Annotated in this window: 14 protein-coding genes; 9 read left to right on the top strand and 5 right to left on the bottom strand. The window is 40.0% G+C overall.

Annotated elements, in window-relative coordinates; genetic code table 11:
• Nucleotides 1-3 precede the first annotated feature (3 nt).
• A complete protein-coding gene (locus tag NMS_RS06315; protein WP_041495949.1) occupies nucleotides 4-1,347 on the bottom strand; it encodes a Na(+)-translocating NADH-quinone reductase subunit A in 1,344 nt (447 codons plus the stop codon).
• 182 nt (nucleotides 1,348-1,529) lie between these two features.
• Here NMS_RS06315 and NMS_RS06310 point away from each other — a divergent pair, with 182 nt between their 5' ends.
• From NMS_RS06310 to NMS_RS06290, 5 genes are all read left to right on the top strand, one after another.
• Nucleotides 1,530-2,786, top strand: a complete 1,257-nt coding sequence (locus tag NMS_RS06310; RefSeq protein ID WP_041495948.1) for a type IX secretion system plug protein — start codon at nucleotides 1,530-1,532, stop codon at nucleotides 2,784-2,786.
• A 27-nt stretch (nucleotides 2,787-2,813) separates the two neighbouring features.
• Nucleotides 2,814-3,956, top strand: coding sequence for a DUF3667 domain-containing protein (locus NMS_RS06305; protein ID WP_041495947.1), 1,143 nt, complete (start codon nucleotides 2,814-2,816; stop codon nucleotides 3,954-3,956).
• A 3-nt stretch (nucleotides 3,957-3,959) separates the two neighbouring features.
• Nucleotides 3,960-4,346, top strand: coding sequence for a Co2+/Mg2+ efflux protein ApaG (apaG, locus tag NMS_RS06300; RefSeq protein WP_041495946.1), 387 nt, complete (start codon nucleotides 3,960-3,962; stop codon nucleotides 4,344-4,346).
• Nucleotides 4,347-4,482: 136 nt separating this feature from the next.
• Complete coding sequence (gene pruA / locus NMS_RS06295) at nucleotides 4,483-6,111, top strand: L-glutamate gamma-semialdehyde dehydrogenase (protein WP_041495945.1); 1,629 nt, start codon at nucleotides 4,483-4,485, stop codon at nucleotides 6,109-6,111.
• 199 nt (nucleotides 6,112-6,310) lie between these two features.
• Complete coding sequence (locus tag NMS_RS06290; protein WP_041495944.1) at nucleotides 6,311-7,756, top strand: AAA family ATPase; 1,446 nt, start codon at nucleotides 6,311-6,313, stop codon at nucleotides 7,754-7,756.
• A 139-nt stretch (nucleotides 7,757-7,895) separates the two neighbouring features.
• Here the strand turns inward: NMS_RS06290 and rsmG are convergent, their stop codons facing one another.
• On the bottom strand, nucleotides 7,896-8,537 hold the full coding sequence (gene rsmG / locus NMS_RS06285; RefSeq protein WP_041495943.1) for a 16S rRNA (guanine(527)-N(7))-methyltransferase RsmG: 642 nt from the start codon (nucleotides 8,535-8,537) through the stop codon (nucleotides 7,896-7,898).
• Between the two features lie 93 nt (nucleotides 8,538-8,630).
• Between rsmG and NMS_RS06280 the strand changes: the two genes are divergently transcribed.
• Nucleotides 8,631-9,818, top strand: coding sequence for a pyridoxal phosphate-dependent aminotransferase (locus NMS_RS06280; protein WP_041495942.1), 1,188 nt, complete (start codon nucleotides 8,631-8,633; stop codon nucleotides 9,816-9,818).
• Nucleotides 9,819-10,141: 323 nt separating this feature from the next.
• Here the strand turns inward: NMS_RS06280 and NMS_RS06275 are convergent, their stop codons facing one another.
• Entirely contained in the window at nucleotides 10,142-11,638 is a 1,497-nt protein-coding gene (locus NMS_RS06275) for a TrkH family potassium uptake protein (RefSeq protein ID WP_041495941.1), read from the bottom strand.
• Nucleotides 11,638-12,987 carry a Trk system potassium transporter TrkA gene (gene trkA, locus NMS_RS06270; RefSeq protein WP_041495940.1) on the bottom strand — a complete coding sequence of 450 codons (1,350 nt, stop codon included), beginning with the start codon at nucleotides 12,985-12,987 and terminating at the stop codon, nucleotides 11,638-11,640. The genes NMS_RS06275 and trkA overlap by 1 nt, the downstream gene beginning before the upstream one ends.
• A 157-nt stretch (nucleotides 12,988-13,144) precedes the next feature.
• Here trkA and ubiE point away from each other — a divergent pair, with 157 nt between their 5' ends.
• Complete coding sequence (gene ubiE / locus NMS_RS06265; RefSeq protein ID WP_041497532.1) at nucleotides 13,145-13,876, top strand: bifunctional demethylmenaquinone methyltransferase/2-methoxy-6-polyprenyl-1,4-benzoquinol methylase UbiE; 732 nt, start codon at nucleotides 13,145-13,147, stop codon at nucleotides 13,874-13,876.
• Complete coding sequence (porT, locus tag NMS_RS06260; protein ID WP_148311341.1) at nucleotides 13,842-14,585, top strand: type IX secretion/gliding motility protein PorT/SprT; 744 nt, start codon at nucleotides 13,842-13,844, stop codon at nucleotides 14,583-14,585. The genes ubiE and porT overlap by 35 nt, the downstream gene beginning before the upstream one ends.
• Here the strand turns inward: porT and NMS_RS06255 are convergent.
• Complete coding sequence (locus NMS_RS06255; RefSeq protein WP_041495939.1) at nucleotides 14,572-15,303, bottom strand: TrmH family RNA methyltransferase; 732 nt, start codon at nucleotides 15,301-15,303, stop codon at nucleotides 14,572-14,574. The genes porT and NMS_RS06255 overlap by 14 nt on opposite strands.
• Nucleotides 15,304-15,329: 26 nt before the next feature.
• Between NMS_RS06255 and tamL the strand changes: the two genes are divergently transcribed.
• On the top strand, nucleotides 15,330-17,879 hold the full coding sequence (tamL, locus tag NMS_RS06250; RefSeq protein ID WP_041495938.1) for a translocation and assembly module lipoprotein TamL: 2,550 nt from the start codon (nucleotides 15,330-15,332) through the stop codon (nucleotides 17,877-17,879).
• Nucleotides 17,880-17,885: the final 6 nt, after the last annotated feature.

Genomic DNA, 17,885 nt, shown 5'->3' with positions numbered 1-17,885 from the left:
AGTTTATCCTACTTCTGTAATCATTAAATCAAGACCTAGGCGAATCACTTCTTGCGCCTCTAGCTTTGATGTATTTATATAATCTACTAAAGCAAAATCTTCTGGAGCTACTTCATAAATCCCAAGATTTTCCATTTTTTCAATATCACCTGCCATACATGCTTTTATCAATTGCATAGGATAAATATCCATAGGCAGTACTTCTTCCATCTCACCAGTAACCACTAGTGCTCTCTCCTCACCATTCAAGTTAGTATCTACTTTACTTTTCCCTCCAGTTAACCAAGAAAGAGAAGTTCCAGAATTACTCGGAATATTATTGCGAGTAAATGGCAACCATCCTAGCAAAGCGTATTCATTACCTTCTGGAATTAAGGTTACTGTGTTGTGATAAAAATTAAGAAACTGATCGTTACTCAACTTATCACCAGTCAACACATCTCCAGAGATAATCCTAGTCTCAATAGTATTTACATTACTTACAAGCGTAGACACATTTGCACCTATAGTCGTTCTGTAATATTTCCTGTCAGCATCTGGCACCTCAGTACCAACCAGCGCTACCGTACGTTCCGCATGAAAACGACCTGTTAAAAATAAATTTCCAATAGTCGCAACATCCTCAGCCCCAACAACCCACACCTTCTCACCGAAATTGATCGGATCAATTTTATGTATTTGCACACCTACATTCCCAGCAGGATGTGGACCTTTGACGGTATGAACCTCAGCATGTGAAACTGATCCAATTGCGGAATCCTTGCCAATACCCACATGAACTTTTCCTGAAGTCAATCGGCTTAAAGCAGTAATACCGGCTTGAAAAGCTTCTTTTTTCTGAGCAACGATATAATCTGCATCACCTGCTAATGGAGCTGTCGTGTAAGCCGACACAAAAATCGACTTAGGCGTATCCTCTGCACTTGCCACAATATCGTATGGGCGCTGTATAATGAATGGCCAGCAACCTGATTCCAATAACCGAGTTTTAATAGCTGCAGCATCTGCTGTACCAGGATCTAAAACTCCATAGTCAACAAATTCATCAACAGCATCTGCAGTAATACGAACCTCCATGATACGGCGTTTTGCACCTCTCACGATTTCAGTAAGCGTACCGCTTACTGGTGAAGCAAACTTCACAGGCTCATCGTACTTAGAATAGAAAATGGTTTCTCCCGCCTTGACGCGTGCGCCTTCTTTGAGAACCATTTTAGGTACAACTGCATGAAAATCTGCTGGTTTGATAGCGTAAACGCTAGATCTAGGCGCATCAACAATCGACTTGTCTGCATCGCCCTTGAGCTTGAGGTTAAGCCCTTTTTTAACTCTAATGTCCTTTGACATAGGATAAGTGGATTTAGTCCTTTTTTGAGTCCGCAAATTTACGTAATAATGACCTCAATTGATATGACACTTTTTATTTAGAATTTTTCTAAATAGTAGTAGAAAGTTGCTTTGGCATTGCTTTCGCTCTTCAGTTAAAGAATTAGATTTTCTAGTACCTTTACTATTGAGAACTCACCTTTATGAAGTCGTATTTTCTTGTTTTGATTACAATTTTATCTGGCTATTTTTTTGCGAAAGCGCAAGAATTAGCAGACCTGGTGAATGATCCGGACTATATCAAAACAGTCACTTTCAACAAGCCGCCTCAAAACATGCTCCCTATTTATAATTTAGGAGATCGCATTGTGATGAGTTTTGATGATGTGATAGGAGATGAAGCAAACTATTACTACCAGATAGAACACTACGATTACGACTGGACCTCGAGTGCACTGTTTAAAAATGAGTTTTTAGAAGGTGTTGATGATCGCAGAATTCTAAATTACCGCAACTCTTTTACAACACTCCAATCCTATTCTCATTATGAGATAGCTATCCCTAATCAGTTCACCACTGGATTAACTGTAAGCGGGAACTACATGATACATATCTACAATAACGATCGTGAGCTCGTGTTCTCTCGTAAATTTATGTTGCTGGACAATCAAGCTACCGTAGGAGTTGCCGTAAAGCGGGCAAGAGACCTCAAATTTGTTCAAACGCAACAGCGTGTGGAGTTCAACATAGACTCCCAAAACATCAATTTTATCAACCCGAACGCTAACTTGAAAGTGGCGATCTTCCAAAATTCAGATTTGAACTCTGGGATTTATGGGATCAAGCCACAGTTCAACATAGGCAATAACCAAGTCTATAAATATGACGGACCGACTTCCTTCTGGGCAGGAAATGAGTATTTGAATTTTGAGAACAGAGACTTTAGAGCTCCTAATGTAAATATTGATTATGTACGACTGGATGAACTCTATAATTCCTACCTATTTGTAGATCAATCCAGAGCTTTTAGAGAATACACGTATAATCCAGACATCAACGGAAACTTTTTAGTGACCACTACTACTAATGAAGATAATGCCGTGCAAGCAGAATACTTGAATGTGCACTTCAAACTAGATCCAGTGGTGGATTTGCCTAAAAACTCTAGCGTTTTCATCACGGGTAATTACAATGGCTTTCAGTACCAAGATGAAAATCTGATGCGTTTCAATCCCGTTACAAAGCTCTATGAAGCTACCATCTTATTGAAGCAAGGTTTCTATAATTACAGATATACCTTGATAGATGCAAATGGTATTGAAATTCCTGGAGCGATTACAGGCAATAACTGGCAAACTGAAAATGCATACACCATTCTCGCTTATTACAGAGAGCCTGGCGGCAGGTATGACCGCCTGATAGGAATAGGCGAAGGAAATAGTGCAAAAATCACGAATTAATTATATTTGATGGACCAACCGCCCATCATGAGTACCCCTATACGTTTGCTGCCACAGTTTCGTGGTCATAAATGCTTGAATTGCGACACTCCGTTAGAGATTGCTGACCGATTTTGCCATCATTGTGGTCAAATCAACAGCACAAAAAAACTAGCACTTTCTGATTTCTTTCAAGAGTTCCTTGCCAGCTTCATTTCTTACGACAGCCGCATATGGCGCACCATCAGTGGTATTCTTTTTAGACCTGGTGTCATAACAAGAGAGTATTGTGCTGGTAAGAGAGTGCATTATGCAAACCCATTTCGCTTCTTCTTGACGGTGAGCATTGTTTTTTTCTTGTTGATCCAGTTGGTAATGAATTGGAACGGCTCGATTGAAGACAGTAAGATAAGGAACAACAACTCCTCTTTTTTCCAGATGGAAAATGATTCTTTAACTGGCAAAGAAGTGGCCCTGCAACTTACTAAAACCAGAGATTCATTAAGAAATAATGGTGATCAATTGAGTAGTAGCTTACTCACTAAAATTATTGAACAACAAGACACCACATCTGTCCGGCGGGTGGGACCTACCCGTTTTATCTCCCAAGAGAAGCTGGATGAAGAAAACTTTATCATAGAATACTTCTCACAAACCGGCGCTTACATGGACCATTATGAGGCAAACAAAAATATGACCGTAGAGGAAGCCTTAGAAGACCTGAACCATCGCAATGACAAAACCAATCGATTGCGATACTTAAAAGCCATCAGGTATCAAGGAATTAATAAAAATCCAGACTTGATGCTCACGATGGTCATCCCAAAAGTCCCCTTGTTCCTATTCTTTTTTGCCCCCATATTAAGTCTTTTTCTATGGTTAGCTTATGCTAGGAGTAGTTACAACTTTATGGAACATATGGTTTTTACCTTTCATTTATTCACCTTCATTTTCCTATCCATGTTCCTCATTTTAGGTCTCAAAGCCGTGACCTATGGTTGGGTAAATTTAACTTTACCCTTCGCTGCATTAGTGGGACCTTATTACCTCTACAAGGCCATGCGTACCTTTTACCAGCAGAACAGGTGGAAGACCCTATTGAAGTTTGTATTTATTAATTTTGTATTTTTAATCCTCTTTTCGATCAGCAGCGCTGTGTTTGTTATCGGGAGTGTGTTTTTGAGTGCTTGAATTATGTTACAACAAATTACCAGAGGCATCAAGATTACGGTGCGCACGTCATTTCAAGGTACGTTCTATAAGAACTATACCATGCATTTTGCCTTTGGCTATCAAATCACCATTGAGAACCAAAGTAAAGACAGTGTACAACTCACCTCGCGCCACTGGAAGATCAAAGACAGCTTGAACCGTACAGAGTTTGTAGATGGCGAGGGTGTTATAGGTCAAAAACCCGTACTTAAACCTGGAGAATCCCATACCTATAATAGCGGTTGCTTGTTGGCTTCACCTTTTGGCAGCATGAGCGGCTCTTATACGATGGTCAACTTTAGATCAGCCCGTCACTTTGGCGTTAGCATACCTACTTTTAAGTTGAGTGCGCCGTTTGCACTGAATTAGTAGTGAGTTCGCTTTCGCGAAAGCGAAAAAATCCCACCACCACATACCATAATTGAAGATCTCGATGCTCTAAGAGTGGCATTACAAACTTGATTTCGTATTTTCACGACCGAATTTAAAAGCAAGAAAATACATCATGGGAAAAGGATTTTTCAACGTACCGGTAGCTATTAATGAGCCTATCTTATCCTACGCACCAGGAACTCCTGAACGCGAGGAAGTGCTTAAAGCCTACCAAGAATTTTACAATACACAAACGGAAGTGCCTGTATACATAGGCGGCGAAGAAATAAAAACGGGAGACACCGGCGATATAAGACCACCTCACGATCATAAAAAAGTGGTGGGAACCTACCACCGCGGTAGTAAAAAAGAGGTTCAAAAAGCAATTGACACCGCACTAGAAGCTCGTAAAGAGTGGTCACTATTGCCATGGGAACAACGTGCTGGAATATTTCTAAAAGCAGCCGAACTTATTGCAGGACCTTACCGTGCTCGCATCAATGCAGCTACAATGGTCAACCAATCCAAAACTATTTATCAAGCAGAAATTGACTCTGCCTGTGAATTGGTCGACTTTTTACGTTTCAACGTAGAGTACATGACTGAGATTTATGCAGAGCAGCCAGAGTCTACTTCTGGAGCATGGAATCGACTGGAATACCGTCCATTAGAAGGATTCATCTACTGCATCAGCCCATTTAACTTTACTGCCATCGCTGGAAATTTACCAGCAAGTGCGGCATTGATGGGTAATGTGTGTGTATGGAAACCTAGTGACCACCAGATGCTAAGTGCTAATGTGATCATGGAAGTGTTTAAAGAAGCAGGAGTTCCTGATGGTGTTATTAATATGGTGAATGCAGAACCGCAAATGATGACAGAAGAAATTCTATCGCATGCCGATTTTGCTGGAGTACACTTTACAGGATCTACATCAGTATTCAAAGGAATCTGGGCACAAATAGGACAAAACATCAATACCTATAAAACCTATCCTCGTATTGTAGGTGAAACTGGAGGTAAGGACTTTATCGTAGGTCATAAAACAGCGGTTCCTGCACAAGTGGCTACCGCCATAGTTCGTGGAGCTTTTGAGTTCCAAGGTCAAAAATGTAGTGCGGCTTCTAGAGCCTATATCTCAGAAAGTATCTGGCCAGAGGTTAAGGAATTGATTGGAAAAGACATCGAGAGCATCAAAATGGGGTCTCCTGCAGACATGACCAACTTTATGACTGCCGTGATTCATGAGGGTTCTTTTGATAAGCTCGCATCCTACATTGACAAAGCGAAGAAAAGCAAGAAGGCAGAAATCGTTTTTGGTGGTGGTTATGATAAGAGTGAAGGATGGTTTGTAGAACCTACCGTTATTGTCACCACAGATCCTAACTATGAGACCATGGAAACCGAATTGTTCGGTCCTGTGATTACTATTTATGTGTATAAAGACAGTAAATGGGAAGATACCTTAAAGCTAGTAGATGAAACAAGCATCTATGCGTTAACAGGAGCTGTTCTAGCTCAAGACCGTTATGCCTTGTCACAAGCGACTACCCTATTGCAAAATTGTGCGGGTAACTTCTACCTGAATGATAAATGTACGGGTGCTGTGGTAGGCCAACAACCTTTTGGTGGTGCGCGAGCATCAGGAACCAATGACAAGGCGGGTTCCAAATTGAACTTGCTACGCTGGGTTTCTCCACGTATGATCAAAGAAACTTTTGTAACTCCAACGGATTACCGTTATCCTTTTATGGGGGAGTAATTCTTTAATTTATTCAATATTAAAACGCCTTTTCATTTTTGTGAAAAGGCGTTTTTTGTTTGCAAGAATTGGCTTTTAGATACTGGTAAGCTGATTTGATAAGTGCGATGCGAATATGCGTTTATCAGGAGCTATGAACTAGATAAGTTGTAGTTTTATGAGTATATAACAAAGGTGGCTGTAATTTTTTTTGAATATTATGAGTACAGAATTAAAGATTGAAAAGTTCAAAAGAGTATATGAACCAATTACATTAAAGAATTTTGATTTCATCAATTATTTTGTAGGAGAAAATGGAAGTGGCAAAACGAGCATATTAAATGCCATTTCTTACTTAAGAGATGGAGGTAATTCAAGACATTTTCTTAGCCCGGAAAGTGTGGTGAATTTTCAGGTAGATGAAAAAAAACAATATCTATATTGGAATAATGATAATCCTAATAAAACAGAAGATCGAGGTGATTTAAATCCAAATATATATTTACTACTCTCCAATCAAGAACAGGAAAAAGGAGCCAATGGTTTGAGTGGTAAATCAAGGTTTGATACCAGATTAGGAGTTGGGAATGCTCAGTCCTTAGATGAATTTAATTCTTATATGCAAGAAATGGGTTTAAACGAGGTTACTGCGAAGAAATTTATAGACCAAAGTGATCCTTTTAATCAAGATAATGGAAGATTAATATTTGAAAGTCCAGAAGGAAATATAAGTCCAGAAATGATAGCCGATGGACTAACCGTTTTCTTTAATCTTAGAAAAACACTTTACAAGTGGCAAGAACAAATTAATTCAAGTAATTCAATTTCATTTATAATAATTGAAGAGCCAGAAAATAATCTTCACCCTAAATTTCAAAAGACAATTCCAATTCTATTAAATGATTTCTTTGTAGGATTAAATGAAGAAGTTTCTAATAAAGTTTATTTTTTCATATCAACACATAGTCCCTTTATAATTAGTTCTTCTGCTAATTATATTAATCAAAAAGTTTTTCCATTAAAAAATGGCAAACCTTTAAAAATAGATTTCAGTACTCAAAGTTGGGAAGAAACAAATTATAGCGAGGGTTATGCTGGATCTGAATGTGCAGCTGTGGTTAGCCAAATGCTCGGAGCTGATATAACCGATATAGGTTATCCAGAAAATTATTGTGTCTTAGAAGAGTATTCTTTACAAATAATATTAGATAGCGCTCGAAAAAAGGGAATTATAAAGAATATACAATTTGTGTCTGCCTCGGGAGTTTCAAAAAGTGTAGACTTATCAGAAACGATCTATGAATTAGAAAAATTAAATACTCTTATAAAATGCAATCCCTATTATTTTGACAAGTATTTATTAATAATTGATAATGCAGATGACATTGTTGATGAAAATCTCCAAAAAAGAATTGAATCGATTCGGAGAAAACTTGAAAGTCGGTTCATCGAACTCGAATTACCAACATTAGAAGACTATTATTCTAATTTAGATGAAGAACTCGCTGCAACAGCAAAAAAAGAGATAGAAGAAAATAGTAAAAGCAAACAAGGAATTTTAAAAGCTAAATTTGCAGAGAAAATTTCTAATTCGATAAATGACTCAGAGACATTTTCTGCCCTTTTCAATAATGAACTAGATATTCTACTAAAAAACTACAGCTAATATAGGTTATTACAAATATCGAGTTTTGTCACAAAATTGTAATTTGAAACCCAAGAAACAAATGGTTAAAACGACAAGTCCGCATCATTATTATCAATACTCGTTCATAACCGAAATCGTTCTCAATAATATAACCTACCTACAACGGCAAATGCACCACTTTCTTAGTCTCAAAAAAGGGATCTTCGAATACATCCTCTAGTTCGTAAACATCGGCATGTTTGAAGGGCTTCAGTTCTTCTCTCAAGTCACCACCTTTTAGGTAAAGAATTCCGTTTTCAATCTCGTGGTAGCTATCCTTGCGCACTTTGTTGCGGGTCCAGCTAACGAAGTCGGTCATGTTAGTCACCGCTCTGCTTACGATAAAGTCAAACCTTCCTTTTACCTTCTCTGCACGGCCATGTTCTGTGGTGACGTTTGTCAAACCTAGGGCTTCTACTACGGCGTCAACGACTTTCAGCTTTTTAGCAATGGAATCTACCAGGTGAAAATGAGTTTTGGGAAACATGATCGCCAGTGGGATTCCAGGAAAGCCGCCGCCTGTTCCTACATCCAGTACTCGTGTACCGCCTGAGGTGTTGGGTAAGCTTTCGCGAAAGCGAACTACACTAACGATTCCCAGCGAGTGCAATACATGGCGGGTATAGAGCTCGTCAATATCTTTACGAGAGATCACGTTGATCTGGGCGTTCCATTCGCGATAAAGTCCTTCCAGTTGTGCAAACTGGTTTTGCTGGTGTTCGGTAATATTCGGGAAATGAGCTTTGATGATGTCTGACACTGTAGATAGTTTGTGCAAAAATAATAGAATATTAAGACCCTGCGCAGCAATTAGGAATGACGGTTATGATATTTTTGTAGAAACGACTTCATTATGAATCAGCAATTATCTGACCGTATCAATAACCTTCCTACCAGCGCCACGCTTGCAATGGCCGCCAAAGCCCGTGAACTGCGCGAGCAAGGTAAGGATATCATTGGGCTCAGTTTAGGTGAACCTGATTTCAATACGCCTGATTTTGTGAAGGAGGCTGCCATTCAAGCTATTAATGACAATTACAACGCTTACACGCCAGTGGATGGATATGTAGAATTGAAGGATGCCATTATTCATAAGTTCAAACGAGACAACAACCTGACCTATGACCGCAGCCAGATTGTGGTTTCTACTGGAGCCAAGCAATCCATTGCTAATGTTGCGATGGTTCTTTTAAATAAAGGCGACGAGTGCATCCTGCCAGCCCCTTATTGGGTAAGTTACAGCGCCATCGTTGAGCTGGCCGACGGTGTCCCTGTTGAAGTCGCTGCTGGTGTAGAGCAAAATTTTAAAATCACTGCAGATCAATTGCGTGCAGCGATCACGCCTAGAACTAAAATGATTCTTTACTCTTCCCCTAACAACCCCAGCGGTTCTGTTTTTTCAAGGGAAGAATTAGAAGCCTTTGCGGAGGTTCTAAAGGATCATCCAGATATCATCGTGGTAAGCGATGAAATCTATGAGCACATCAATTACGGTTCTGGTCATACCAGTATGGCTGAAATCGATGGAATGTACGATCGTACCGTTACTATAAATGGGGTAAGTAAGGCATTTGCCATGACCGGCTGGAGAGTAGGTTACATAGGCGCGCCTGCCTGGATCGCTCGCGCTTGTAATAAGATGCAAGGTCAAATCACGAGTGGTACCAACTGTATCGCTCAGCGTGCATGCATCACAGCGCTAGAAGCACCGGTTTCTAAAATCCAATACATGATCGATGCGTTTGCAGAGCGTCGTAAATTGATTCTTGACCTGTTAAACCAAATAGACGGTTTTGTGACTGACGAGCCAGAAGGAGCATTTTATGTGTTTCCAGATGTTTCGGCGTTTTTTGGTCGTGAGATCAAAGGACATAAAATTTATACGGCAGAGGATTTCTCTTTATTCTTACTAGAACAAGCCCTAGTGGCAACAGTCTCTGGAGAATCTTTTGGAGCACCTAACTGCATCCGGATTTCCTATGCAGCGAGTACAGAGCAGATCAAAGAAGCGATGGAACGCATTCATATAGCACTGTCCTAATAGTTGATTTCGCTTTCGCGAAAGCGGAATTCACAACAACTTGAAACCACCTATCATTCTCTTGTAATGGTAGGTGGTTTTTTTTTAAGTTCTATTCATGCCCTAACACCCATTGCCTTTTGCATTTTTATTTCGACTGCGCTCAATACAACGCCTCAAGGGAAACAAGATATAGGATCATTTGAACATTGATTTTGAAAAGCTAGCCTTTATATGAAGAACTCGCTGATGTACCGTCTTTCCTTCAGGGAAGATAAGAGATGGGTGTTTGATGATATTAAAATCAAAAAAATATCGACAGCGTTGATTTTGATTTTCCTTTACTATCTATTTCTCCAAAAGAATGGAGTTAGCAAGATTAAGACTGTAAACAATTCTAGTCTGCCTATCAGCATTAGAAAGGCGCACCACCACTTACCTAAATCTGGCAATCCAGCGAAATTATTGACCGGAGACAAATCACCAAAGGCTGGTCCTACATTCCCAAGACTACTCAAGGCTCCACCAATAGCGGTATCAAAATCCAATCCTAATGCAGCAAGACCTACAGAACCTATAATAAAGGCGAGCATGTAAAGGATGAAAAACCCTAGGATATTAAATACAATCCCATTGGGTAATGCTCGGCTATTATAGCGCACAGGCAATATAGCATTAGGGTGCAAGGTTCGTTTAAATTCCAAAATACCGTTACGTATCAATATGATATGCCGCATCACTTTGATACCTCCAGAGGTCGATCCTGCACTACCCCCTAAAAAGAACAAACCAAAAAACATAATCGTTAAAAAAGGAGTCCACATGGTATAGTCAGCAGATACAAATCCTGTGGTGGTAATCACTGCAAGGACCTGAAAAAAAGAATGACGCACCGCGCTTTCAGCCTCTCCCCATACCATTGGGTGAGGAATACTAGAAACAGATACGTCTGCTTGCAGGTATATAAGTATGGCACCAATAATAGAAAAACCTACTACAAAGCTAGTGTACCACTTGAATTCCGTATCCATAAATATCTTCCGGAACTGCCCTTTAAAACCGAAATAACTCAAGACAAAATTCATCCCGGCAACAAACATGAAAAAGACAATAATCCATTGAATGTATGGATTGTCGTTCCAGTAGGCGATACTCGCGTTTTTGGTGGAAAAACCACCTGTAGACAAGGTGCTCATGGCATGATTTACAGCGTCAAACCAGCCCATTCCTGCGACTTTTAAAAGTATCGTTTGCACACCTGTAAAGCCTACATAAATAAGCCATAATCTCTTAGCAGTGTCTGTTATTCTAGGGTGGAGTTTGTCAGCACTGGGACCTGGAGCTTCTGCGGCAAATAACTGCATGCCCCCAATTCCCAATAAAGGTAAAATAGCTACAGCTAAGACAATAATCCCCATTCCACCTATCCAGTGTGTCATACTGCGCCAGAACAGAACACCTTTGGGCATAATTTCAATGTCGTTCATGATGCTAGCGCCTGTGGTTGTAAAGCCACTCATGGTTTCAAAAAAAGCATCTGTATAATTAGTAATGGCTCCCGTAAAAAGATACGGCATGGTACCCGCAAAGGCCATAATCAACCAGCCCAAGGTGACAATTAAGTACCCTTCTTTTTTAGCCAGTTCCTTAACATGATCTCTTGTAAGTATCATTAATACGGCACCTAACCCAATTGCTACAAGACTAGCGCCCAGCAAATCACTAGCCTCATCTTCTCTATAGATAGCGCTTACCAGAGCACTTATGGACATAAAACCACCGTTGAAAACCAACAGCAGCCCCATAATGTACATGATAATCCTATAATTAAGTCTAGGCATTATTGGAATAATTTTTCCACTTTAGAAATGGATCTTGGCAAACAGCACACCACTACTCTGTCGCCTTCTTTGATGGTGAAATCACCTAAAACAATGTTACCTTTTCCTTCTCTTATCACGCCGCCTATAATTGCACTACGAGGAACTTTGATATTCATGATGCGCTTGTTGCACACATCGCTTTGTGGCTTGACTATAAATTCTAAAAGCTCTGCATTCATATTGTTGAGCTTGGTCATTGCAACTACCTCACCCTTACGTATGTATCTAAATATATTGTTAGCAGCTAACAGTTTTTTATTGATCAAGGTGTCAATACCTATACTGTGAGAAAGCTGGAAGTAATCCATGTTTTCTACCAGGGATATTGTCTTTCCGACGCTTTTACTTTTTGCCATTAAGCAAGAAATGATATTAGTCTCACTATTTCCTGTTACCGCGATAAAGGCGTCCATTTCATGAATACTTTCCTCTTGCAATAATTCCACATTTCTACCATCACCGCTTATGACTAGGGTTTCTGGGAGTCGCTCCGCAAGGTCAAAAGCTTTATCTGGATCTAATTCTACTAATTTTACATTGATCCCAGATTTAGTTAATTGTCTAGCACTTTGCTCGCCTATAGCACTACCGCCTAAGATCATGACGTTTCTCATCGCTCGTCTGGTTTTACCAGTCAGTTTATACAATTCATCCACTCCACCGGTAGTAGTTATGAAGTACACTTGGTCGCCTTCCTTAAACTGGGTGTCTCCACGTGGAATTAAGGTATATTGAGTACCAAAACGCTGTATCGCGATAGGCATAAAGTGAACCTCAGGAAATATCTCGCCCGCTTGTTGAACAGTTTTACCCACAAACTGCGCCGTACGGGTCAAGTTTACCCCCACCATGGTGAGTGCTCCTTGTTCAAATTCATAACTATCATTGAAGGCACTTTGATTGAGCAGTAGCTCGATCTCTTTACTGGCTAGAGACTCTGGCGATATCAACTCATCAATACCAAATCCTTTAAAACCTATTTCCTCCTGATCATCTAAAAATTCTGTATTGGAAATACGAGCAATCGTTCGTTTAGCTCCCAGTTGTTTCGCCAGCACACAAACAGTAATGTTAGTTGTTTCACTACTGGTTACAGAAATTAATAAGTCCGCCTGCGATACGTTACTGTTTTTCAACACTTTTATAGAGGTGGCATCCCCTCGCATCGTTCTGATATCTAGATGGGTGTCTGCATAGATCAGGTGTTCCTTTTCTGGATCAATCAGGGTGATGTCCTGGGACTCGTAGGAGAGCAGTTTGGCTAGGTGAAATCCCACCTCGCCAGCTCCCGCGATGATGATTTTCATAAAAATCGATTGTAGACCTCAAATATACCAATACATCAATAATTTCTGACGCCCTTTCTGATTTAAAGCGGAGTTGATGGATAATTTCGCTTTCGCGAAAGCGAAATACCCCAAAGACCGCCGCTCCATTGTATCTTTACAGCTAGAATCTACAACTGTGTCTGAACAAGTTAAACCGAACCAAAAAAATGCTGCTGGTAAAAAACAGCAGGTCACGCAAATGTTTGATACCATTAGTGGTGAATATGACGGTTTAAACCGCATGATATCACTAGGGCTTGATCAAAAATGGCGGGATAACGTGGTAGAAATGGTAGCCGCTACAAATCCAGATTCCATCATGGACATCGCTACTGGAACTGGAGACCTGGTCATTAAAATGGCTCATAAAACCAAGGCTTCCAGACTTGTGGGTCTAGATATTTCTAGCGGTATGTTGGAAGTAGGCAAAATTAAAGTGAAACAAGAGGAATTGAACAAGCGTATCGAGATGGTCTTGGGTGATTCTGAAAATTTACAGTTTGACAATGATACTTTTGACGCCATCACCGTTTCTTATGGTGTACGTAATTTTGAAGACCTAGAAAAAGGACTTTCTGAAATCCTGCGCGTTCTCAAACCTGGTGGTATTCTTGTAGTTTTAGAAACCAGTGTACCACAAAAGTTCCCTTTTAAGCAAGGTTATTATGTGTACAGCAATCTTGTGGTGCCCACTTTAGGTAAATTATTTTCTAAGGACAGGTCAGCGTACAGCTATCTTTCAGAAAGTGCTTCAAAATTCCCTTATGGCGAGCGTTTCAACAATATTTTGATAAAAGTAGGGTTTAAAGACATAGAAAACTACCTACAATTTCATGGAGCATCCACGATCTACAGAGCCATTAAATAATCCTGCCTTGCGTATTTTCTTGTTTCTTACAGTTCTTTTAGTAGGTCAACTATGTAATGCCCAGTTATTTACTAAGGAGCGGATTTTAAACCGAGAGAATTTTGACAAGCAACTATTGACCTTTGGTTTCTACATGGGGTTGAATGTCTATGATTATAAGTTTGATTACAACGATTTGACACCAGATGAGATCGCTACTCAAAGGTCTGTTGGTTTCAACGTGGGAGTTGTTAGTGACCTGCGACTTAACGAATATCTCAATTTGAGATTTGAACCAGGCGTAGCTTTTTCAAGACGAGACCTCTTTTTTACCGACCCATCTTTCACTGAAGAAAATGAACGAGTACGTGAGGTGAGTGGGACAAATATCCAACTGCCGTTGCTGCTTAAGGTATCTACAAAACGTCTGAACAACTGGAAACCATTTGTAATAGGCGGTGCGAGCTACTCCTACAACTTATCCAGCAATGAAGACAATCCTGACGACAATAGCGCTGGACAATTTCGTCAAAAAACTGGTGTATTTAATTATGAGTTGGGTGTAGGTGTTGATATTTACTTATTTTATTTTAAGTTCACTCCATCGATACGAGGCGTTTTTGCCATCAATGATGAACTAGTCAGAGATGCTGACCCAGACAGCCCTTACACTGGTAATGTGGATAGCATGCTGTCTAGAGGGGTTTTTCTCAACTTTACTTTCCAATAGACCGTCGCCATTCTGCAAGAATGATCGCCGTGGCTGTTGCTACGTTTAAACTTTCAGTTGCTTCCTGCTCCTCTCCATAACTGGGTATGGAAATCCTACTACCTGATTTCAACAATTCTGCAGATACTCCATTAGACTCATTACCTAGTAGTAAAATTCCATTTTTAGGAAGTTGGGCATCGTACAAACTAGGAGCTTCCATTTCAGTAACCAGTACCGGCAATTTTGTTCTACTAAAAAATTCTTTCAAATCCATATAATGCACTTGCACTCTTGCTATGGAGCCCATAGTGGCTTGTACGCATTTAGGATTGTAAAGATCTACTGTGCCATGGTTACAAATGAGATGCTTCACATTAAACCAGTCTGCCAGCCTTATAATTGTTCCTAAATTACCAGGATCCTGAATACCATCTAGCGCTATAACCAGTCCTTCAACAGGCAGCTCGCTCGTGGTCACAGTCTCGACAACGGCAAGATAGCCAGGCGCTGTCGTCTGGTTTGAAATCGTTTGCATTTCCTTATTTGAAATGTGAATGACTTCAAGGTCATCTAGTTCCTTCGCATCTTGAGTGACATAGATTTCCTGTATACCAAGACCCGCATTTTTGAGTTCTCTTATAGACTTATATCCCTCCACCACAAATAGATGAGACTGTTGCCTATTCTTCTTTCTAGCAAGGCTTTTGATTAATTTTATTTTGTTTTTGGTGATCATATAATCGTATTTTTGAGCCTCTACGTATGGAACGAAAACTTCACGCAAAAATAGGTTTATTTATAACGCTGGTTATAATTTCCATGTCTTGTAGCACCATCAAGCGAGTACCAGACGGACAAAAGCTTTTGATAGAAAACGAAATCATTGTCGACAGTCTGAATGTCGTTAGCGATCGCGTTTATAACCTGCCTATTCAAAAACCAAATCAAAAACTACTCACATACCCACTTCGATTACATGTTTACAATCTTGCAAGACCACATCGAGATTCTATCTATTTGAAATGGATGCAAGAAAATCCAAAGGCCTTAAAAAGGAGGAATGCGATTTTGTCTGAAAAACAAACCATAGAGTTAGGGGAAGGTCTGGTAGCTTTCAATCAATGGCTTAAAAGAACTGGTGAGGCTCCAGTTTTAGTCAATGAAGACCTAGCCAAAAAATCATCAGAACGCCTGCGTCAATGGTACTGGAATCAAGGCTGGTTCAACACAGAGGTAGATGAAGAAATTGTGGATGCTAAACGCCCTAAAAGAGCCAGAGTTCAGTATTACGTAAACAGGCACCAGCCCTATGTTGTTGATAGCATCAATACAAGAATCAGCACGCCTGTGATCGACTCGCTCTACACAGCGACAAAAGACAATAGCTTATTACAAAGTGGTGAACAGTATTACACCAGGGACATCAACCTTGAAAGAGACCGACTGTACAAACTCTTCCGCAACAGTGGTGTGATTCATATGGAAAAAGAGTTCATTAAGTTTGAGGGCGATACGGTAAACACAGACCATAAAGCCAACTTGACACTCATCATTAGAGATAGAGAAATTCAAGTGGCAGATTCCTCTATACGGGAGCCCTTCAAGCTGCATAAAATTAGCGAAGTCAATATCATTCCAGACTTTCAAACAGATGGCACTGTTGTAAAGGCAGATACTACCGTTTTTAAAAATTATAACATCATTCGTTCTCAAAAGTCCCGGTATAATGAGAAGGTATTGACAGATGCGGTATTTTTTGAGCCTGGATTTGTTTATCGAGATTTAGATCGCGATCGCACCTATAAACGCATTACGGAACTCAACAGCTTCTTATACCCTAGCATCACCTATACAGAAGATCCAGCAGACTCAACAGGTACTAATTTGATAGCAAACGTGCTATTGACCTCAAAGAAAAAATACAATTTGGTTTTTGGAACTGAGGCCTCACACAGTAATATTCAAAGTTTTGGGATAGGATTGAATACTTCCTTCCTAGTTCGCAATATCTTCCATGGTAGCGAACTATTTAGTTTGACTTTTAGAGGAAATATAGGAGCAAGTTCTAACAATGCTACTGGAGACTCTCGCTTTTTCGATCTACAAGAATTAGGAGCGGACGCTAGTTTGATTTTTCCTAGGCTGTTCTTCCCCTTAAAGACAGATGCAATCATTCCTAAATATATGTCTCCTGCTACTAATATGTCCTTGGGTTTTGTGAGTCAAACGAATATTGGGCTCGATCGTCAAAGCGTCAATGGCGCGCTGAGCTATCGATGGCAACAAACCGCTATTAAAAACACCAGGCTTGATTTGATCAATGCACAGTATGTGCGCAATCTAGACCCCCAAGATTTTTTCAATGTTTACCGCAGCAGTTACACCAGTTTGAATGATATAGCGGCAGATTTGAATTTAAATGATCCTATATATGTAGATCAAAACAGCAATCTTACCGTGCCTAACGGGACTAATAATTTTATCACTGACGCCACTGCTGGCAGGTTAAATGCCAACGCTGACCAGTTAGAAAGCATCCGTAACATTAGGGAACGTAGAGATCGACTAGTACAGGATAACCTAATTATCGCCAGTAGTTACAATTGGGTAAGAAACAACCGCCAAGGTATTTATGATGAAGATTTTTCACGATTCAGCATACGATTAGAAAGTGCTGGTAATCTAGTCTCTGGAATATCTAGCTTAGTAAATACATCCCAGAATGCAAATGGAAACCGTAGGGTATTCGGAGTAGAGTTTTCCCAATATGTAAAACCAGAAATTGAATACATCAAACACTGGCAGTACGATAATACACACGTGCTTGCCTTGAAAGCTTCCGGTGGTATCGCTATTCCCTATGGCAACTCAGACAATATTCCATTTATACGATCCTTCTTTGCCGGTGGTCCTAATGATAATAGAGCGTGGCAAGCATATGAATTAGGTCCCGGAAGCACTGGTGGACTTAACGATTTTAATATAGCTAATATGAAGTTAGCTTTCAACGCAGAGTATCGATTCCCAGTAATAGGTGCCTTCAAAGGGGCATTGTTTGCGGATATTGGTAATATTTGGAATGCCTTAGACAGCGAGGAAGACCCTAGAGCAGTGTTTAATGAGCTTCAAGATTTAGAGAATTTAGCTGTTGGAACTGGCTTTGGAATACGTTATGATTTTGGTTTTTTTGTCTTGCGTTTTGATATAGGTTTCAAGACCTACAATCCAGCACTGGAAAAGAGCAAACGCTGGTTCACTCAATATAATTTCTCTCAATCAGTTTTTAACGTGGGGATCAATTATCCTTTCTAGGAAATG

Source organism: Nonlabens marinus S1-08 (genome assembly GCF_000831385.1).
Taxonomy (GTDB): Bacteria; Bacteroidota; Bacteroidia; order Flavobacteriales; family Flavobacteriaceae; genus Nonlabens; species Nonlabens marinus.
This window is presented reverse-complemented; position numbering and strand designations above follow the sequence as displayed.